Genomic DNA, 18,953 nt, shown 5'->3' with positions numbered 1-18,953 from the left:
TCCTTATTGAACAGCGAACTGACGACGAATTTTTCTCATTAATAAGAATAGCCAGGGCCAGAGAATACCGTCGACGACACTGCTCCAGAAAATTTCAGGTCGGAATGAAACGTTGATTACCAGGAATTCTGCCCAGAAGACAATCACATCCATCGCCAGTGACAGCACCATAACCATTAACGCTTGCTGCCACAACGCTAAGTTGCGGAATAACTGGAACTTAAAGGCAATCAGGTAGGCAATGATACTGAGCGCCAGCGCACGCACGCCTAGCGTGGATCCGGCGATTAGATCCATGATGGCACCCAGCACGAATCCGGTACCGACATTCACCCGATGCGGCAGTGCGAGCACCCAATAGATGAGGATCAGCAGCAGCCATGAGGGCCGGAACATATAAATCTCTTCCGGCCAGGGCATGATCTGCAGGACTAACGCAACCAGGAAAGAGAGCCAGATGACCCAACGTCCCTGGCTACGATATCGACTCAAGGCTGGCCCCCGCGTGAACGCGAGGTGCTGCTCTGTCCGCTACTGCTACTGGCTGACGGTGCAGGCGGTCCCATCTGAGTGGCTGGCGCTGGCGGACCCATTTCACCGGCAGGCGGTAAAACCTGCGGCATCATCTGCATCAGACGCTCGTTCGCGACGCGGTGGACTTCATCCTGCGGCAGTGGCATATCGCCATTACGATCGGCACCCCACAGCAGCAGCAGGTAACGCAGACGCTGCAGACCGGCGGTCGGATGCGCCTGGATCACTGTGTAAGCACGCTGGGTATCCACTTTCACAGAGGAGACCACGCCCACCGGATAGCCTTCAGGGAAACGGCCACCAATACCAGAGGTCACCAGCACATCACCGACACGAATGTCCGTATTACCCGGCAGATGTTCAAGCTGGAGATCTTCGGTACAGCCGTTACCGGCGGCAATCACACGAATGTCATTACGCAGCACCTGAATCGGCAGAGCATGGGACGCATCGCAGATCAGCAGCACGCGGCTGGTGAGTTGTCCAACGGCGATGACCTGACCCACCACACCTTTATCACTGATAACCGGCTGACCTTCATAGACACCGTTAACGCTGCCTTTGTCGATCACAACCTGGTCGGTATAAGGATCGGTGCCGGTGGAGATCACCTGTGTCACCATCTTTTGCTCATCCTGACGCAGCGGTGAACCCAGCAGTTCACGCAGACGTGCGTTTTCCTGCTTATATTGCCCCAGCATTAGCAGGTTACTGTTTTTCAGGAAGAGTTCACGACGTAACGCTTTGTTTTCCTGCTCCAGTTGCTGACGCGACGCCAGCGACTCAGACACGCCATCCAGCAGCTGACGTGGCCCATTGGCCAGGAAGTAAAACGGACTGACCGACGTATCCAGATAGTTGCGTATTTGGGTAAAAGAACCCACACGGCTGTCGGCAATGATGATGGCAATCGCCACAATTACCGCCAGAAAAAGACGCAACTGCAGGGAAGGCCCCCTGCTAAAAATCGGCTTCATATAATCTGCGTGATCCTCGACAACAGGAGAGGAAGCGACGGCAAACACCGTGCTTCCCTGGGCTGAACGCACTGTACCGGCACAGATATCGCCGGTTCACATGCCACTCCCTCGCATGATCATTGCGTTCTCAGCCGGTTGAGGCAATTATTCTTCGCTGAACAAATCGCCGCCATGCATGTCGATCATTTCCAGCGCCTTGCCGCCACCGCGAGCCACACAGGTCAGCGGATCTTCAGCAACCACAACAGGAATACCTGTCTCTTCCATCAGCAGGCGATCCAGGTTGCGCAGTAACGCACCGCCACCGGTCAGCACCATGCCGCGTTCTGAGATATCAGAAGCCAGCTCTGGCGGACACTGCTCAAGAGCAACCATCACCGCGCTAACGATGCCGGTTAACGGCTCCTGCAGCGCTTCCAGAATTTCGTTGGAGTTCAGCGTGAAGCCACGCGGTACACCTTCTGCCAGGTTACGGCCACGGACTTCAATTTCACGGACTTCGTCACCCGGATAGGCTGAACCGATCTCATGCTTGATACGTTCTGCGGTCGCTTCACCGATCAGTGAACCGTAGTTACGACGCACATAATTAATAATAGCTTCATCGAAGCGATCGCCACCGATACGTACGGAGGAAGAGTAGACCACACCGTTAAGGGAGATCACGGCCACTTCTGTCGTACCGCCACCGATATCGACGACCATGGAACCGGTCGCTTCAGAAACAGGCAGACCTGCACCAATAGCGGCAGCCATCGGCTCTTCAATCAGGAAGACTTCACGCGCGCCTGCGCCCTGAGCGGATTCACGAATCGCACGGCGTTCTACCTGCGTGGCCCCAACGGGTACGCAGACCAGCACACGTGGGCTGGGACGCATAAAGCTGTTGCTGTGAACCTGCTTAATGAAGTGCTGCAGCATCTTTTCGGTCACGAAGAAGTCAGCGATAACGCCATCTTTCATCGGACGGATAGCTGCAATGTTGCCTGGCGTACGGCCGAGCATCTGTTTGGCGTCATGACCCACGGCCGCGACGCTTTTCGGCGAACCGGCACGGTCCTGACGAATAGCGACCACGGAAGGCTCGTTCAGCACGATGCCCTGTCCTTTTACGTAAATCAGGGTATTCGCGGTACCCAGGTCAATGGACAAGTCGTTGGAAAACATGCCACGAAATTTTTTAAACATCTAAGGGATAATCCTGCAAGCTGGGGGCGGAAAATAAAATCCGCTTACTTTACCAACCACACGAAGCTGCCACAAGGCGCAAAAACGTTCTGCTTCGGTGAAAAAAGACGCCTGATTGCGTTTAAGTCATCTGAACCGGCGATCCGCAACGGCTGAATGGCGACCAGACGCCATCAGCACTGCATTTCATGCGATTTCCCTTCGCCCAGCCCGACATAAAATCTAACATTTCCGACAGCAGACTTAGTGGTTCAGATGCGGCTAAACATTAAAAAAAACCGCAAATTTTCGTCAGTCCGACGGCAATTCATTAAATACGGTAACGTTGTGAATACTTCTTCACGTTACTGTTAACCGGAAGCGAAGGGGCAAAAAAATCACCCTGCCCGCCTGCGACACCCAGCGCGACTAACGTCTGCCACTCCGCTTTTGTACGGACCCCGGTAGCAAATACCTGAATGCCTGTGCACTTACAGACTTCCAGCAGACTCTGCACGAACAGCTGATTTTCGGTCCGACGCTCTATGTTGCGCACCAGACCGGCATCAAGCTTGATCAGCTCCAGCGGTAATTGTCGTATATAGGCGCTGCTGACCACAGTCAGACCCGCCTGATTTACCGCAACCCGACAGCCAAACGCTTTGAGTGCGCGGAATACGGGCGCTAAACGGTTGATGTGTTGACAAACATCTGCCTCGGCAAGTTCAAATAAAAATCGTTTTCTTTGTGATTTAGGGCACTGCAGCAGCATATTTTGCAGCCAGAGTACAAATGAACGGTGCAGGAGCGAGTTTATCGTCACCGGAATCACCAGTGTCTCTTCCGGCCAGAGTTCAGAGAGTGCGGCAATGCGGGTCATTAGCTGGCGGTCCCAGGCATCCGCCATACCGAGTTGCTGAACCAGCGGCATATATTCCGCGGCCAGTACCTCTTTGTCGCCATCGAAGATGCGGGTCAGCATCACCCGATGCTGTACCTTACCCTCAATATTGACGGTGGGTTTATGGTAAAGCCGTGGGCCGCCTCTGCTGAGCGTGTTCTCCAGCAGGGTTCGCCAGCGCACGCTTCCACGTCCGGCATCCTGAGGATTTCCGGCACCATTGGTCCAGTTGTTGCCGCCTAATAGTGCCGCACGTCGCGTGGCCATTTCGGCATTTTCCATCACCTGCGGCACGGTCTGTCCGCTGTGCCAGGCACTGATACCGATATGGATCAGATCATCGCGATTCACCATGCGCATCGGCGGCAGAGAATCGACGGCATTAATCAGCTGATCGGCAATGCTGTTTGCCTCTTTGAGGCTGCGATGCGGCAGTAACACGGCAAAATCGCTGCGGAAGTAGCGTGCCAGCAAGGCGCCGGGATAGCGCAGTACAAAGGTGGAGAGCATGTTGACGAAATTAAACAGGTATTCCTCCACCAGCCCCGGCTCCAGCGAATCTTTCAGCGTGTCCAGATCAGGCAGGCGCACCATCATCACTACACCGTGAGTGCCGACATCCTCCTGATCCTCCAGCAGGGTGGCGAGCTGGTTATCAAAGAAGAGCCGGTTATTGAGGCCGGTGCGGCCATCCTGCGCAGCAAAGGTACGGATCAGGGTGTCGATACGCAGACGCTGTTCGCCCGCTTCCTGCAAATCCTCCAGCAACACATCCATCGCGCGGCTCGCCCTGGGTGGCCACTCATCCACACCCCGTTTCGGCACGACTCCGCGCTCACCACTGATAATCGCTTCAGCCCGCACCTCAAGGTGCTCCATGCCGCGCCACTGACGGCTGAGCCAGCGATGCATCATCAGCAGCACCAGACTCATCACCAGCATAACGGTAAACAGGATGCCCAGCGTGTAGGCTCCGGTGATGGAGCGCAGCCAGGTTTTGGCAGGATCAAGGGTAACGACCCGCAGTTGCAAACCGGTCTGATGCATCAAAGGCACATCGACCTGGAGAAAACGATTGGGCTCGTCTTCCAGCATCTGATTTTCGTGTCGGGAGAGGGTGAGAAAAGTTTGCTTGCCGTTGTGAAGGGAAATCTGCTCAGCGTTCATAATCGGCATCATACGCGTGAGCCAGTTATGCAGCTCTGCTGGCGTCTCGGTAAACATCGCCTGATCGACCTCGGTCGCCAGTACCTGCGCCCGATGTTCAACCCGCTGATGACTGAACCAGAAAATACTGAATGCGCAGCCAGCCAGCATCAATGACATTGCCAGCAAGCTTAAAAAGGTAATAAACGCAGATAATTTTGTGGTTAATCGCATCCCTGTGCCTGTATTACTGCGGTGATAACCGGATCACCCAACCTTGTACCGTCAGCCTGACGAAAACACGAGCAAAATAGCATAATTTGCCGCTGCCGACAGTGCCCGGACGCATGAAGCCGAAGTATATCCCTGGGATATCATCGCTGACGTTGATCCCGCCACTTTTCGGTGCATTCTCATCGCACCGGTCAGCCAGGAAATTTCACATTTTCACGGCGAAACTGGCTGATATCAGCGATAGTCATCATGCTGGATGATGACATCCTGTCTGGAGAAGCCCAATGAAACGCATACCCTACCTGACCGAAGCCGACGTAACGCCGGAAAGCATCTTTAATATGAAGCGCCGCCAGGTGCTGAAAACGCTGGGACTGAGCGCTGCGGCGATGGGTATGCCGGGCGTAGCCAATGCCGATATTCTCAGCTGGTTCAAAGGCAACGACCGCCCACCTGCGCCAGCAGGCCGGGCACTGGACTTTACCAAACCGGCGCAGTATCAGGCCGATCTGACTTTAACGCCTGCGGATAAAGTCTCCGGCTACAACAACTTCTATGAGTTCGGACTGGATAAGGCCGATCCGGCTGCCAATGCCGGTACGCTGAAAACAGAGCCCTGGAAACTGACCATTGATGGCGAAGTGGCTAAGCCCGTGACGCTGGATATGGATGACATCTTTAAACGGTTTGCCATGGAGCAGCGGATCTATCGCATGCGCTGCGTAGAAGCCTGGTCGATGGTGGTGCCCTGGATAGGCTTTGAGCTGAATAAGCTTCTCTCGCTGGCGGAACCCACCAGCAAAGCGCGCTTTGTCGCCTTCCAGACGCTGTACGATCCGGAGCAGATGCCGGGACAAAAAGATCGCTTTATTGGTGGTGGCCTCAACTATCCCTATGTAGAAGGTCTGCGTATGGATGAAGCGATGCATCCGCTGACGATACTGACTACCGGCGTCTACGGTAAAGCGCTGCCGCCGCAGAATGGCGCGCCGATTCGTCTGACCGTGCCGTGGAAATATGGCTTCAAAGGCATTAAGTCGATCGTCAAAATCACGCTGACCGATAAACAGCCGCCAACCACCTGGAACCAGATTGCTGCCGACGAGTATGGCTTTTATGCCAATGTGAATCCGCACGTCAATCACCCACGCTGGTCGCAGGCGACAGAGCGGTTTATTGGCCCTGGTGGCAGCCTTAAGGTTGAACGTCAGCCAACGCTGCTGTTTAACGGCTATGCCGAACAGGTGGCGTCGCTCTACCGTGGCATGGATTTACGGGAGAATTACTAAGTGGTCCGCCTGTCGATAAAACAGATCATGTGGCTCAAGGTAATTCTGCATCTGGCGGCCCTGTTGCCGCTGGTTTATCTGATTTTGGCCGCGATGCAGGGTGGCCTGAGTGCGGATCCGGCAAAAGATATTCAGCACTTTACCGGCCGTATGGCGTTGAAACTGCTGCTGGGTACGCTGCTGGTCTCACCGCTGGCACGTTACGGCAGGCAGCCGCTTCTCATCCGCACCCGTCGTCTGCTCGGCGTCTGGACGTTTGTCTGGGCTTCGCTTCATCTGCTGAGCTATTACCTGCTGGAGCTGGGCGCTGACAACCTGCGTCTGCTGGGCAGCGAGCTGATCTCCCGTCCCTATCTGACGCTGGGAATTATCAGCTGGCTGATATTACTGGCCCTGGCGGTCACCTCGTTCCAGCGCGCTCAGCGTAAGCTCGGTAAGCGCTGGCAAACCCTGCATAACGCGGTCTATCTTGTCGCGATCCTGGTGCCGATTCACTATATCTGGTCAGTGAAAATCCTTTCTCCCCAGCCACTTATCTATGCCCTGCTTGCTGCGATACTGTTAGCGTGGCGTTACAAAAAATTTCTTAAATGGTGGCCCCGCTAGCGCTTCTTCCGTTGTTTTCTTCTGCTGTTTTCTGATAAAAGATGTGGCCCGCAGGCCACATCCGATCATCTTCGCAGATAAGACCAGTATTTTGCTGCGAAATGACACGAAACGGATATAATGCCCGGCTTTATTGCTCGTCGGGTCTTCTTTTTCATCCTGAAAGGTGACAAACGAAGATTCGCAAGGTATTTTACGCGATGCCTCAATGATTGCGGGAGATGGCAGCACGATGGCGCATAAATTACATATTCTGCTTTTAAACGGGCCCAACCTTAACCTGTTGGGAACACGTGAACCTGAGAAGTATGGCCATACCACGCTGCGTCAGATCGTGGACGATTTGACGCGTCAGGCAGACCAGTTGAATGTGGAATTGAGCCACCTGCAGACCAATGCTGAATTTCAGCTGATTGATCGCATTCATGAGGCCAAAGGCAATGTGGATTACATCGTCATTAATCCTGCCGCGTTTACCCATACCAGTGTTGCACTACGTGATGCCCTGCTGGCGGTAGAAATACCGTTTATCGAGGTTCATCTCTCTAATGTGCATGCCCGCGAGCCCTTCCGCCATCACTCCTATCTTTCTGATGTTTCTGCTGGCGTGATCTGTGGGCTTGGCGCTGACGGCTACACATGGGCTTTACAAACGGCAGTAAAACGCCTGTCTCAATCTAATTAATCAAACTGAGTACGGAACCCCACTCATGGATATTCGTAAAATTAAAAAACTGATCGAACTGGTTGAAGAGTCTGGCATTTCTGAGCTGGAAATCTCCGAAGGTGAAGAGTCCGTTCGCATCAGCCGTGCACCTGTCAACACAGGTTACCCGATGATGCAGCAGGCTTACGCTGCGCCAGCTCCACAGCCTGCTCTGGCGACAGCTGTTGCCCCTGTCGCAGCGGTTGCCGAAGCGGCACCGGCTGAGATCAGCGGTCACATCGTGCGTTCACCGATGGTAGGCACCTTCTACCGTACGCCGAGCCCGGATGCGAAAGCCTTTGTTGAAGTCGGCCAGAAAGTAAGTGCCGGCGATACATTGTGCATCGTCGAAGCCATGAAAATGATGAACCAGATCGAAGCGGACAAATCAGGCGTGGTTAAAGCTATCCTGGTTGAAAGCGGTCAGCCGGTCGAATTTGACGAGCCACTGGTTATCATCGAGTAACGGGGCAGATCATGCTGGATAAAATTGTTATTGCTAACCGTGGTGAGATCGCACTGCGCATTCTGCGTGCCTGTAAAGAGCTGGGCATCAAGACTGTAGCGGTTCACTCAAGCGCGGATCGAGACCTGAAGCACGTGCTGCTGGCAGACGAAACCGTCTGCATCGGCCCGGCGCAGTCAGTTAAAAGTTACCTCAATATCCCGGCGCTGATCTCTGCTGCAGAGATCACCGGCGCGGTGGCGATTCACCCGGGCTACGGCTTCCTCTCTGAGAATGCCGATTTTGCTGAGCAGGTTGAGCGCTCCGGCTTTATCTTCATCGGCCCGAAAGCAGACACCATTCGCCTGATGGGCGACAAGGTCTCAGCAATCAACGCGATGAAGAAAGCAGGCGTCCCGACCGTACCGGGTTCTGACGGCTCGCTGACTGATGATATGGAAAAAAACCGTGCCTTTGCTAAGCGCATCGGTTATCCGGTCATCATCAAAGCGTCCGGCGGCGGCGGCGGTCGTGGTATGCGCGTAGTGCGCGGCGACAAAGATCTGGAAGAATCCATCAACATGACGAAAGCGGAAGCCAAAGCGGCTTTCAACAACGACATGGTTTACATGGAGAAGTATCTGGAGAATCCGCGCCACATCGAGATTCAGGTACTGGCTGACGGTCAGGGCAACGCGATCTATCTGGGCGAACGTGACTGCTCCATGCAGCGTCGTCACCAGAAAGTTGTCGAAGAAGCGCCAGGCCCAGGCATCACCGAAGAGCAGCGTCGCTTTATCGGCAATCGCTGTTCCCAGGCCTGTATTGAAATTGGCTATCGCGGCGCAGGCACCTTTGAGTTCCTGTATGAAAACGGTGAGTTCTACTTCATTGAGATGAACACCCGTATTCAGGTTGAACATCCCGTGACCGAGATGATCACCGGTGTCGACCTGATCAAAGAGCAGCTGCGCATTGCTGCGGGCCAGCCTCTGTCGATCAAACAGGAAGATGTGATCATTCGCGGACATGCGGTCGAGTGCCGTATCAACGCCGAAGATCCGGTGACCTTCCTGCCAAGCCCGGGTAAAATTACCCGCTTCCACGCGCCAGGCGGTTTTGGCGTGCGCTGGGAGTCGCACATTTACTCAGGCTACACCGTGCCGCCTTATTACGATTCCATGATTGGTAAACTGATCACTTATGGCGAATCGCGCGATGTGGCTATCGCCCGCATGAAAAATGCGCTGGCGGAACTGATCATCGACGGTATCAAAACCAACGTTGAACTGCAGATGAAAATCATGTCCGACGAAAACTTCCAGCACGGTGGAACCAATATCCACTATCTGGAGAAAAAACTCGGCTTGCACGAGAAGTAATCGCAACGCTGAGTCAGTCAGAGGCCGGTTAATCCGGCCTTTTTCTTTTGCCGCTGGCGTTAAGGTTGAATCATGGACGCTCGTTTTATACAGGCTCATAAAGAGGCGCGCTGGTCGCTCTATCTCACTCTCCTCTGGCTCGCTGCCTGGGGGCTTTCCGCCTGGCTGGGTGGCAATGACATAGGTATTACCGGCCTGCCGCGCTGGTTTGAACTCTCCTGCCTGTTTGCTCCCCTGTTGTTTATTTTCCTGTGCTGGATGATGGTGCGGGTCATTTTCCGCGACATGCCGCTGGAGGATAAAAATGAACAGTGAAATTATCCTGCCGTTGCTGATTTATCTGGTGGTGATTGCCGCCCTGTCGGTATTTGCCGTCCGTAAAAGGCGTGAAGGCAGCTTCCTGACTGAATATTTCCTTGGCAGCCGCTCCATGGGCGGGTTTGTGCTGGCGATGACGCTCACGACTACCTATATCAGTGCCAGCTCCTTTATTGGAGGCCCCGGTGCCGCGTATAAATATGGGCTGGGATGGGTGTTGCTGGCGATGGTGCAGGTGCCCGCCGTCTGGCTCTCGCTGGGTGTACTGGGGAAAAAGTTTGCCATTCTGGCGCGTAAGCATAATGCGGTGACGCTGAATGACATGCTCTATGCCCGTTATCAGAGCCCGCTGCTGATCTGGCTGGCGAGTCTGAGCCTGCTGATTGCCTTTATCGGTGCCATGACGGTGCAGTTTATTGGCGGTGCGCGGCTACTCGAAACCGCCGCAGGTATTCCGTATGACACGGGTTTGCTGATTTTTGGCGGTACTATCGCGCTCTACACCGCTTTCGGCGGATTCCGTGCCAGCGTCCTCAATGACGCCATGCAGGGCATCGTGATGTTGATTGGCACCTTTCTGCTGCTGTTCGCGGTGATTCATCAGGCTGGCGGATTAGGCACCGCCGTGCAGAAACTGCATGACATTGATCCTGCTCTGCTGTCGCCCCAGGGGCCAGGCGAGATTATTACGCCGACCTTCCTCAGTTCGTTTGTCGTGCTGGTCTGCTTTGGGGTGATTGGCCTGCCGCATACGGCAGTGCGCTGCATCTCCTATAAAGACAGCAAGGCTGTTCATCGGGCCATCATTCTGGGCACCATCGTGGTGGTGATTCTGATGCTGGGCATGCATCTGGCCGGCGCGCTGGGCCGTGCCGTACTGCCGAATCTGACCGTGCCGGATAGCGTCATTCCGACCCTGATGATTACGGTTCTGCCACCGTTAGCGGCCGGGCTGTTCCTGGCGGCCCCGATGGCTGCGATCATGTCGACCATCAATGCCCAGCTGTTACAGGCTTCGGCTACGCTAATCAAAGATCTCTATCTGCGAGTCGCCCCGCAACAGCTGGAAAATGAGACGCGACTTAGGTTCTTATCTGGCACCATTACCTTCGCACTGGGTATCCTGCTGCTGATTGCGGCATGGAATCCGCCCGATATGATTATCTGGCTCAACCTGCTGGCATTTGGCGGCCTTGAGGCGGTTTTCCTCTGGCCGCTGGTACTTGGCCTTTACTGGGAACGCGCCAATGCCGCAGGGGCCATCACCGGCATGGTGGTGGGTGGAGGCTGCTACGCTTTTATGGCGAGCCTTAACCTGCAGATTCTGGGTTTTCACCCCATTGTGCCCTCCCTGCTTTTAAGCCTGCTGGCATTTTTAGTGGGCAACCTGTTTGGACGCGCGCCGCAAGCGGTCGACGCGCCGCAACACTGACGGAAAGAGAGACGTTATGCCGTGGATTCAAATCAAAATTAACAGCTCAGGTGCTCACGCGGAGACGCTGAGCGATGCGCTGATGGACATCGGTGCGGTTTCAGTGACCTTTCAGGATACCAACGACACGCCGGTGTATGAACCGCTACCAGGTGAAACTCGCCTGTGGGGCGATACCGATGTCATCGGCCTGTTCGATGCAGAAACTGACATGGCCACTATTACCGCCGAACTGGAGCAGCATCCGCTGCTGGGCGCTGGTTTTCGTCACCGGATCGAACAGATCGAAGATAAAGACTGGGAGCGCGAATGGATGGAAAACTTCCACCCGATGCGCTTCGGTGAGCGTCTCTGGATCTGTCCGAGCTGGCGTGATGTGCCGGATCCCGATGCCGTCAACGTGATGCTCGATCCGGGCCTGGCGTTTGGAACCGGCACCCATCCCACCACCTCGCTCTGCCTCACCTGGCTCGATGGGCTGGATCTGGAAGGCAAAACGGTGATCGATTTCGGCTGCGGCTCGGGGATCCTGGCGATCGCCGCGCTTAAACTCGGCGCATCTCAGGCGATCGGCATTGATATCGATCCGCAGGCCATTCAGGCTAGCCGGGATAATGCTGAGCGCAATGGTGTCTCCGATCGCCTGTCGCTCTACCTGCCCCACCAGCAACCGGACAATCTGCAGGCTGATGTGGTGGTCGCTAACATTCTGGCCGGTCCGCTTCGTGAACTGGCTCCTCTGATCAGCGTACTGCCTAAGTCTGGCGGTCACCTGGGCCTCTCAGGTGTGTTAGAGAGCCAGGCAGAGAGCGTCTGTGAAGCGTATGCCAGCGAGTTCACGCTCGACCCGGTGGCGGTTAAAGAAGAGTGGTGCCGGATTACCGGGATTAAATCCTGAATTTAGCGCCTGTCTGCCCTTCTGATACCGCTCTCGCCGGTACAAAGTGCCTTCACAGAACATTAAGCCAGCCCGTAGCGTAAGCTGCGGGCTTTCCCGATATGAAATGGATGCTTGTATCGTTAATCACGGCATGTGACGTTTTTTATCTGGCGAATCGACGTACTTTTCTGGAAAAACTTTTGTTCACAATTTAAGCATAAACTATTAATTCATTGATATATAAGAGTAATAATCAAGACCTACAATCATCACCCGGATTTCATTGATCTTTCTTGCTGATTGTTCAAAGTTTGGCCTTTCATCTTCCAGCAAAAATGCGTAATATACGCCGCCTTGCAGACACAGTATGGCTATTCTGACTTCATGCGTATTGGAAACCTCCAGCTGAGAAATCGACTGATTGCAGCACCGATGGCCGGTATTACCGACAGGCCGTTCAGGGCGCTGTGTCACGAAATGGGTGCAGGCATGGCAGTTTCTGAGATGTTGTCTTCTAACCCGGAAGTCTGGGCTAGTGACAAATCCCGATTACGCATGGTTCACAGTGATGAGCCAGGCATTCGCGCCGTGCAAATTGCCGGTTGCGATCCCAGTGAAATGGCGCAAGCCGCACGCATTAATGTTGAGGCTGGTGCACAGGTCATCGACATTAATATGGGATGCCCTGCCAAGAAGGTTAACCGCAAGATGGCGGGTTCAGCCTTGCTGCAATATCCCACCGTGGTGGAGTCAATTCTCTCCGCAGTGGTTAATGCAGTGAATGTGCCGGTTACGCTGAAAATTCGTACTGGCTGGGATCCTGAAAACAGGAACTGTGTCGCGATTGCCCAATTGGCTGAACGCTGCGGTATACAGGCTCTGACGATACATGGTCGCACTCGTGCCTGCCTGTTCAACGGAGAAGCTGAATATGACAGCATTCGGACAGTTAAGCAGAGTGTCTCCATTCCGATTATCGCGAATGGAGACATAACTGACCCGCATAAAGCCAGAGCGGTGCTCGACTATACAGGGGCCGATGCTCTGATGATAGGACGCGCTGCTCAGGGAAGACCGTGGATCTTCCGGGAAATCCAGCATTATCTGGACACTGGGGAGTTGCTTGCCCCGCTGCCGATGGCAGAGGTCAAGCGCTTGCTTGTTTCGCATATACGTGAGCTGCACGACTTTTACGGTTCAGGCAAGGGATACCGTATAGCGCGAAAGCACGTCTCCTGGTACCTGCAGGAGCACGCCCCGAATGACCAGTTTCGGCGCACATTCAACGCCATTGAGGATGCCAGCGAACAGCTGGAGGCGTTGGAGGCATACTTCGAAAATCTTGCGTAACGAAATAAAGAGCTGAAAGAACTATGTTCGAACAACGCGTAAATTCTGACGTACTGACCGTTTCTACCGTTAACTCACAGGATCAGGTAACTCAAAAACCTTTGCGTGATTCGGTTAAACAGGCACTGAAGAACTATTTTGCTCAACTGAATGGTCAGGATGTGAGCGACCTGTATGAGCTGGTTTTGGCTGAAGTCGAGCAGCCTCTGTTGGACATGGTGATGCAGTATACCCGTGGCAACCAGACCCGTGCTGCCCTGATGATGGGTATCAACCGCGGTACGCTGCGTAAGAAATTGAAAAAATACGGCATGAACTGATTTTTAGTTCTGTCTGTTAATTACGCCAGCCTTCGGGCTGGCGTTTTTATTTGTGCAACGTCGCACAAAGTAACGGCAAAAATAGTGAAACACTTTCCTGCTATATGGTAACTATAGTTGCAATCGCTGAGGTGATATTTCGCCCTCTCGCTTTCGTCCGCTCTGATTTGACTTAGTGCTTATCCTCTCTCTCGCCTCGCTGCATATCCCATCACTGCTGGGTATGTGACTTTCTGCGCATTTAATAGCAACGCAATCTCTTCATACATTCCTGCCTGAGCGAGCGCTCACACTGCTTCTATATAGTGAAACTATTTGCACTAAATGTGATCGGGTCGGCTCGCTTTGCTTCCTTTTGGTGCGCCATATTAGCGGAACTTTCTAAGTGCTTCCGATTATTAACCGTTCTTTCATATGAATTCAGGATTCTGCAAACCTGGCATCAGCTTTGCAGAGTCGTGGATGGCTGACCGCCACAGACAGGAAAAAACGCACATTAAAGTGCGCAAACATAACAACATGATCCCGCCACACAGGATGCTTTATGAAAAAGATGATGCTCTCTACGCTGATCGCCGCCGCCTCGCTGGTTGGCATTGCTCAGCAAGCACACGCAGGCACCACACTGGATGCGATAAAGAAAAAAGGTTTTGTTCAATGTGGTATCAGTGACGGCCTGCCGGGCTTCTCCTATGCAGATGCTGCCGGCAAGTTTACCGGTATCGATGTGGATGTGTGTCGTGCGACGGCTGCGGCTGTGTTTGGCGATGCGACCAAAGTGAAATACACCCCGCTGACCGCGAAAGAGCGTTTTACCGCACTGCAGTCAGGCGAAGTAGATGTGCTTTCACGTAATACCACCTGGACCTCATCGCGCGATGGCGGCATGGGCTTCCTGTTTGCGGGCGTGAACTATTACGACGGTATCGGCTTCCTGACTCACCAGAAAGCCGGTCTGAAAAGTGCAAAAGAGCTGGATGGCGCGACTGTCTGTATCCAGGCGGGTACCGATACCGAACTTAACGTGGCGGATTTCTTCAAAGCTAACAAAATGCAATACACGCCGGTGACCTTCGACCGTTCCGATGAATCCGCTAAGGCGCTGGATAGCGGCCGCTGCGATACGCTGGCATCTGACCAGTCTCAGCTCTACGCACTACGCATTAAGCTCGGCAAACCTGACGAGTTTATCGTCCTGCCAGAAGTGATCTCCAAAGAGCCGCTGGGGCCGCTGGTGCGTCGTGGCGATGATGACTGGTTCACCATCGTCAAATGGTCGCTCTATGCCATGCTGAATGCGGAAGAGATGGGAATCAACTCGAAGAACGTTGACCAGATGACAGCCAAACCAACCAATCCAGACATGGCACACTTCCTGGGCGCCGAAGGTGATTTTGGTAAAGATCTGAAGCTGGATAACAAGTGGGCCTACAACATCGTCAAGCAAGTGGGTAACTATCAGGAAAGCTTTGACCGTAACGTCGGTAAAGACAGCGCACTGAAGATCGCACGTGGTCAGAATGCGTTGTGGAACCAGGGCGGGATTCAGTACGCACCACCGGTACGTTAACAGACCTCACCAATCGGGCACCGTATTCTGCGGTGCCCTACCCCAGCTTTCGTATTGAGGTTTCAACATGTCACAACGCCCAACCGTGAAAAGGGATTTTTCATTTGGTAATCCCACGGTTCGCGCCTGGATTTATCAACTCATAGCCGTCGTCGCTGTGCTTGGTGTGGTGGGTTATCTGGTGCATAACACCATTATCAACCTTGCCAATCGCGGCATTACATCGGGGTTTGGATTTCTGGAACGCACTGCCGGTTTCGGCATCGTTCAGCATCTCATTGAGTACACAGAGGGAGATACCTACGCGCGCGTGTTTCTGGTCGGATTAACCAACACGCTGCTGGTCTCTGCACTCTGTATTGTTTTCGCGTCGATTCTCGGATTCGCGGTCGGTCTTGCCCGCCTTTCTGATAACTGGCTGCTGCGTAAGCTATCTAACATCTACATCGAAACCTTCCGTAATATCCCGCCCCTGCTTCAAATCTTCTTCTGGTACTTCGCGGTATTACGCAATCTGCCGGGACCCCGTCAGGCGCTGAGTGCATTCGATCTGGCCTATGTCAGCAATCGCGGGCTTTACGTTCCGTGGCCGACCTATGCGCCGGGCAGCTGGCCGTTTGTGATCGCGGTGCTTCTGGCCATGGCGGTGAGCTATGGACTGTACCGCTTTAACCGCCAGCACCAGCTGAAAACTGGTGAGTTACGTCGCACCTGGCCCGCTGCCATTGGGATGCTGATTCTGTTTCCTTTGCTGGCGCATCTTGGGTTTGGCGCAGCTATGCACTGGGATGTGCCACAACTGCATGGATTCAATTTCCGCGGTGGCTCGGTGATGATACCGGAGCTGGCGGCACTGACGCTGGCACTGTCGATCTATACCTCATCGTTTATCGCCGAAGTGATCCGTTCCGGGATTCAGTCGGTGCCCTATGGTCAGCATGAAGCCGCAAGATCGCTGGGTCTGCCGAATCCGGTTACGCTGCGCCAGGTGATTATTCCTCAGGCCATGCGCGTCATTATTCCGCCGCTGACCAGCCAGTATCTGAACATCGTGAAAAACTCCTCACTGGCCGCCGCTATCGGTTATCCCGATATGGTGTCGTTGTTTGCCGGCTCGGTGCTGAATCAGACCGGTCAGGCGATAGAGACGATTGCTATTACGATGGGCGTTTACCTGATTATCAGCCTGCTGATATCGATGCTTATGAACTTCTACAACCGCAAAATTGCGCTGGTTGAGCGTTAAGAGAACGGGATAACTATGTCTGTGACTACGCATGAAACGCCCCCCGTCCCGACGACTCCTGTCAGTCGCGCCTGGCTTTGGGCTCGTAAAAATCTGTTTTCCAGCTGGTTTAACACGTTACTGACGCTGTTTTGCATCTGGGTAATCTGGCACGTCATTCCGCCCGCGCTGAACTGGCTGGTCTTTCAGGCAAACTGGATTGGCACCACGCGCGCCGATTGCACCAAAGAGGGTGCCTGTTGGGTCTTTATCCATGCGCGTTTCGGCCAGTTCATGTATGGGCTTTATCCACATGAGCTGCGCTGGCGTATCAATCTGGCGCTGGTGATTGGCCTGCTGTCGATTGTGCCGATGTTCCTCAAGAGCCTGCCGTATCGTGGACGCTACATTGCGGCCTGGGCCGTCATCTATCCGGTGATTGTCTGGTTCCTGCTGTATGGCGGGTATCTGGGGCTGGAGCGTGTCGAAACACGTCAGTGGGGCGGATTAACGCTGACGCTGATTATCGCGTCGGTCGGTATTGCCGGTGCACTGCCGTTGGGTATTTTGCTGGCGCTTGGCCGTCGCTCACGTATGCCGGTGGTCCGCACGCTGTCGATTATCTTTATCGAGTTCTGGCGTGGCGTGCCGCTGATTACCGTGCTGTTCATGTCATCAGTGATGCTGCCGCTGTTTATGTCTGAAGGTACTAACATCGATAAACTGGTGCGCGCACTGGTAGGCGTCATTCTGTTCCAGTCCGCTTATGTGGCCGAGGTGGTTCGTGGTGGCCTGCAGGCACTGCCGAAAGGTCAGTATGAAGCGGCCGAGTCTCTGGCGCTGGGCTACTGGAAGACGCAGATGCTGGTAATTCTGCCACAGGCGCTGAAGCTCACCATCCCCGGCCTGGTTAACACCATTATTGCACTATTCAAAGATACCAGTCTGGTCATCATCATTGGTCTTTTCGATCTGTTCAGCAGCGTCCAGCAGGCAACGGTCGATCCGACCTGGCTGGGTATGTCGACTGAAGGTTATGTCTTCGCTGCACTGGTCTATTGGATCTTCTGTTTTAGCATGTCGCGCTACAGCCAGTATCTGGAAAAGCGCTTTCACACCGGGCGTACATCGCACTGAGGTTTTACATGACTGACTCTATGACACACTCTTCCGACGCGTTGATGATCTCCCTTGAGAACGTGAATAAATGGTACGGGCAGTTCCACGTACTGAAAGACATCAACCTGCAGGTTAAACCCCGTGAACGCATCGTGTTGTGCGGACCTTCCGGCTCCGGCAAATCGACGACGATCCGCTGTATCAATCATCTGGAAGAGCATCAGCAGGGCCGCATTGTTGTTGACGGTATCCACCTTAACGATGACGTTCGTAACATTGAGCGCGTGCGTACCGAAGTCGGCATGGTATTCCAGCATTTCAATCTCTTCCCGCATCTGACCGTATTGCAGAACTGTACGCTGGCCCCTTCCTGGGTGAGGAAGATCCCTAAGAAAGAAGCTGATGAGCTAGCTATGCACTATCTGGAACGCGTGCGTATCGCCGAGCATGCACATAAGTTTCCTGGTCAGCTCTCTGGCGGACAGCAGCAACGTGTCGCCATCGCCCGCTCACTCTGTATGAAGCCTAAAATTATGCTGTTTGATGAGCCAACGTCAGCGCTGGATCCTGAGATGGTTAAAGAGGTGCTGGATACGATGATTGGTCTGGCTGAGGATGGAATGACCATGCTGTGCGTCACCCACGAGATGGGCTTTGCCAGAACGGTGGCTGACCGGGTGATCTTTATGGATCGGGGTGAGATCGTCGAAGTTGCACCGCCGCAGGAGTTCTTTGCGAATCCTAAATCGGAACGTACACGGGCTTTTTTATCGCAGGTTATTCACTGATTAATGACTCAGTTTTCTTACTACCCGGCCTGGTGCCGGGTTTTTTTATGGCCTTAAAACCACCTTCAGTCAGCTGAATGAGCCGATGCGGTGATAAAGGCACAGAAAACCGGGCTGATATGAGGGAGTCTTAGTGCGGATTATCGGATTGGCACAACGAAAAAAGCCCTTCGCATACGCAAAGGGCTCTCTCTTATTTGATGCCTGGCAGTTCCCTACTCTCGCATGGGGAGACCCCACACTACCATCGGCGCTACGGCGTTTCACTTCTGAGTTCGGCATGGGGTCAGGTGGGACCACCGCGCTACAGCCGCCAGGCAAATTCTTTTATTTACCGAACTCGTGTCTTAACTGGTGCTGATACCCAGAGTCGAACTGGGGACCTCACCCTTACCAAGGGTGCGCTCTACCAACTGAGCCATATCAGCGCACTAAATTTGATGCCTGGCAGTTCCCTACTCTCGCATGGGGAGACCCCACACTACCATCGGCGCTACGGCGTTTCACTTCTGAGTTCGGCATGGGGTCAGGTGGGACCACCGCGCTAAAGCCGCCAGGCAA

18 protein-coding genes, 1 tRNA gene and 2 rRNA genes are annotated in these 18,953 nt (G+C 53.9%); 14 read left to right on the top strand and 7 right to left on the bottom strand.

Annotated features, from left to right (window positions below):
• Positions 1–3: 3 nt before the first annotated feature.
• From mreD to csrD, 4 genes are all read right to left on the bottom strand, one after another.
• Positions 4–492 (bottom strand): rod shape-determining protein MreD, encoded by a 489-nt coding sequence (gene mreD / locus ACN1CO_RS17145; RefSeq protein ID WP_090966267.1) that lies wholly within the window; start codon positions 490–492, stop codon positions 4–6.
• Positions 489–1,511 (bottom strand): rod shape-determining protein MreC, encoded by a 1,023-nt coding sequence (gene mreC, locus ACN1CO_RS17140; RefSeq protein ID WP_419140015.1) that lies wholly within the window; start codon positions 1,509–1,511, stop codon positions 489–491. Before mreC ends, mreD begins: the two co-directional genes overlap by 4 nt.
• A gap of 147 nt (positions 1,512–1,658) precedes the next feature.
• The gene (gene mreB, locus ACN1CO_RS17135) at positions 1,659–2,702 is read right to left on the bottom strand and encodes a rod shape-determining protein MreB (protein ID WP_003855260.1); all 1,044 of its coding nucleotides are present in this window, start codon (positions 2,700–2,702) and stop codon (positions 1,659–1,661) included.
• A 310-nt stretch (positions 2,703–3,012) separates the two neighbouring features.
• On the bottom strand, positions 3,013–4,962 hold the full coding sequence (gene csrD / locus ACN1CO_RS17130; protein WP_419140014.1) for an RNase E specificity factor CsrD: 1,950 nt from the start codon (positions 4,960–4,962) through the stop codon (positions 3,013–3,015).
• Positions 4,963–5,246: 284 nt separating this feature from the next.
• On the opposite strand from csrD, the gene msrP reads away from it, so the two are divergent.
• The 14 genes from msrP to ACN1CO_RS17060 all read left to right on the top strand — a co-directional run bounded on the left by msrP (position 5,247) and on the right by ACN1CO_RS17060 (position 18,392).
• Positions 5,247–6,251, top strand: a complete 1,005-nt coding sequence (gene msrP, locus ACN1CO_RS17125; RefSeq protein ID WP_419140013.1) for a protein-methionine-sulfoxide reductase catalytic subunit MsrP — start codon at positions 5,247–5,249, stop codon at positions 6,249–6,251.
• On the top strand, positions 6,252–6,857 hold the full coding sequence (gene msrQ, locus ACN1CO_RS17120; RefSeq protein ID WP_419140012.1) for a protein-methionine-sulfoxide reductase heme-binding subunit MsrQ: 606 nt from the start codon (positions 6,252–6,254) through the stop codon (positions 6,855–6,857).
• Between the two features lie 232 nt (positions 6,858–7,089).
• Positions 7,090–7,542, top strand: coding sequence for a type II 3-dehydroquinate dehydratase (aroQ, locus tag ACN1CO_RS17115; protein ID WP_419140285.1), 453 nt, complete (start codon positions 7,090–7,092; stop codon positions 7,540–7,542).
• 25 nt (positions 7,543–7,567) lie between these two features.
• On the top strand, positions 7,568–8,029 hold the full coding sequence (gene accB, locus ACN1CO_RS17110; protein WP_419140011.1) for an acetyl-CoA carboxylase biotin carboxyl carrier protein: 462 nt from the start codon (positions 7,568–7,570) through the stop codon (positions 8,027–8,029).
• Positions 8,030–8,040: 11 nt separating this feature from the next.
• Positions 8,041–9,390 (top strand): acetyl-CoA carboxylase biotin carboxylase subunit, encoded by a 1,350-nt coding sequence (gene accC, locus ACN1CO_RS17105; RefSeq protein WP_136196658.1) that lies wholly within the window; start codon positions 8,041–8,043, stop codon positions 9,388–9,390.
• Positions 9,391–9,462: 72 nt separating this feature from the next.
• Positions 9,463–9,705, top strand: coding sequence for a YhdT family protein (locus ACN1CO_RS17100; protein WP_419140010.1), 243 nt, complete (start codon positions 9,463–9,465; stop codon positions 9,703–9,705).
• On the top strand, positions 9,695–11,140 hold the full coding sequence (gene panF / locus ACN1CO_RS17095) for a sodium/pantothenate symporter (RefSeq protein WP_419140009.1): 1,446 nt from the start codon (positions 9,695–9,697) through the stop codon (positions 11,138–11,140). The genes ACN1CO_RS17100 and panF overlap by 11 nt, the downstream gene beginning before the upstream one ends.
• A gap of 16 nt (positions 11,141–11,156) precedes the next feature.
• A complete protein-coding gene (gene prmA / locus ACN1CO_RS17090) occupies positions 11,157–12,038 on the top strand; it encodes a 50S ribosomal protein L11 methyltransferase (RefSeq protein WP_419140008.1) in 882 nt (293 codons plus the stop codon).
• A 366-nt stretch (positions 12,039–12,404) separates the two neighbouring features.
• A complete protein-coding gene (gene dusB, locus ACN1CO_RS17085) occupies positions 12,405–13,370 on the top strand; it encodes a tRNA dihydrouridine synthase DusB (protein WP_008925814.1) in 966 nt (321 codons plus the stop codon).
• A 23-nt stretch (positions 13,371–13,393) separates the two neighbouring features.
• Complete coding sequence (gene fis, locus ACN1CO_RS17080) at positions 13,394–13,690, top strand: DNA-binding transcriptional regulator Fis (protein ID WP_003855228.1); 297 nt, start codon at positions 13,394–13,396, stop codon at positions 13,688–13,690.
• 544 nt (positions 13,691–14,234) lie between these two features.
• Positions 14,235–15,260, top strand: coding sequence for an amino acid ABC transporter substrate-binding protein (locus ACN1CO_RS17075; RefSeq protein ID WP_419140007.1), 1,026 nt, complete (start codon positions 14,235–14,237; stop codon positions 15,258–15,260).
• A gap of 67 nt (positions 15,261–15,327) precedes the next feature.
• Positions 15,328–16,506, top strand: coding sequence for an amino acid ABC transporter permease (locus ACN1CO_RS17070; RefSeq protein ID WP_419140006.1), 1,179 nt, complete (start codon positions 15,328–15,330; stop codon positions 16,504–16,506).
• A gap of 15 nt (positions 16,507–16,521) precedes the next feature.
• The gene (locus tag ACN1CO_RS17065; protein WP_419140005.1) at positions 16,522–17,622 is read left to right on the top strand and encodes an amino acid ABC transporter permease; all 1,101 of its coding nucleotides are present in this window, start codon (positions 16,522–16,524) and stop codon (positions 17,620–17,622) included.
• 8 nt (positions 17,623–17,630) lie between these two features.
• Complete coding sequence (locus ACN1CO_RS17060) at positions 17,631–18,392, top strand: amino acid ABC transporter ATP-binding protein (protein ID WP_090966293.1); 762 nt, start codon at positions 17,631–17,633, stop codon at positions 18,390–18,392.
• 202 nt (positions 18,393–18,594) lie between these two features.
• Here ACN1CO_RS17060 and rrf (ACN1CO_RS17055) read toward each other — a convergent pair.
• From rrf (ACN1CO_RS17055) to rrf (ACN1CO_RS17045), 3 genes are all read right to left on the bottom strand, one after another.
• Positions 18,595–18,710: ribosomal RNA gene (rrf, locus tag ACN1CO_RS17055) — 5S ribosomal RNA — on the bottom strand.
• 34 nt (positions 18,711–18,744) lie between these two features.
• Positions 18,745–18,820 (bottom strand) — tRNA-Thr (locus tag ACN1CO_RS17050).
• A 14-nt stretch (positions 18,821–18,834) separates the two neighbouring features.
• Positions 18,835–18,950: ribosomal RNA gene (rrf, locus tag ACN1CO_RS17045) — 5S ribosomal RNA — on the bottom strand.
• Between the last annotated feature and the right edge of the window lie 3 nt (positions 18,951–18,953).

This window comes from Pantoea sp. R13S299 (assembly GCF_048515925.1).
Taxonomy (GTDB): Bacteria; Pseudomonadota; Gammaproteobacteria; order Enterobacterales; family Enterobacteriaceae; genus Pantoea.
The sequence above is the reverse complement of the archived record's forward strand: the minus strand, read 5'-3'. Positions and strand labels throughout refer to the sequence as shown.

What these genes read in the sequence shown, in the direction of transcription:
- ACN1CO_RS17070 (WP_419140006.1), top strand. Translation starts at nt 15,328, where the DNA reads ATGTCACAACGCCCAACCGTGAAAAGGGATTTTTCATTTGGTAATCCC.
- msrP (WP_419140013.1), top strand. Translation starts at nt 5,247, where the DNA reads ATGAAACGCATACCCTACCTGACCGAAGCCGACGTAACGCCGGAAAGC.
- mreC (WP_419140015.1), bottom strand. Translation starts at nt 1,511, where the DNA reads ATGAAGCCGATTTTTAGCAGGGGGCCTTCCCTGCAGTTGCGTCTTTTT.
- panF (WP_419140009.1), top strand. Translation starts at nt 9,695, where the DNA reads ATGAACAGTGAAATTATCCTGCCGTTGCTGATTTATCTGGTGGTGATT.
- aroQ (WP_419140285.1), top strand. Translation starts at nt 7,090, where the DNA reads ATGGCGCATAAATTACATATTCTGCTTTTAAACGGGCCCAACCTTAAC.
- accB (WP_419140011.1), top strand. Translation starts at nt 7,568, where the DNA reads ATGGATATTCGTAAAATTAAAAAACTGATCGAACTGGTTGAAGAGTCT.
- ACN1CO_RS17065 (WP_419140005.1), top strand. Translation starts at nt 16,522, where the DNA reads ATGTCTGTGACTACGCATGAAACGCCCCCCGTCCCGACGACTCCTGTC.
- accC (WP_136196658.1), top strand. Translation starts at nt 8,041, where the DNA reads ATGCTGGATAAAATTGTTATTGCTAACCGTGGTGAGATCGCACTGCGC.
- fis (WP_003855228.1), top strand. Translation starts at nt 13,394, where the DNA reads ATGTTCGAACAACGCGTAAATTCTGACGTACTGACCGTTTCTACCGTT.
- dusB (WP_008925814.1), top strand. Translation starts at nt 12,405, where the DNA reads ATGCGTATTGGAAACCTCCAGCTGAGAAATCGACTGATTGCAGCACCG.
- mreB (WP_003855260.1), bottom strand. Translation starts at nt 2,702, where the DNA reads ATGTTTAAAAAATTTCGTGGCATGTTTTCCAACGACTTGTCCATTGAC.
- ACN1CO_RS17060 (WP_090966293.1), top strand. Translation starts at nt 17,631, where the DNA reads ATGACTGACTCTATGACACACTCTTCCGACGCGTTGATGATCTCCCTT.
- prmA (WP_419140008.1), top strand. Translation starts at nt 11,157, where the DNA reads ATGCCGTGGATTCAAATCAAAATTAACAGCTCAGGTGCTCACGCGGAG.
- csrD (WP_419140014.1), bottom strand. Translation starts at nt 4,962, where the DNA reads ATGCGATTAACCACAAAATTATCTGCGTTTATTACCTTTTTAAGCTTG.
- ACN1CO_RS17075 (WP_419140007.1), top strand. Translation starts at nt 14,235, where the DNA reads ATGAAAAAGATGATGCTCTCTACGCTGATCGCCGCCGCCTCGCTGGTT.
- ACN1CO_RS17100 (WP_419140010.1), top strand. Translation starts at nt 9,463, where the DNA reads ATGGACGCTCGTTTTATACAGGCTCATAAAGAGGCGCGCTGGTCGCTC.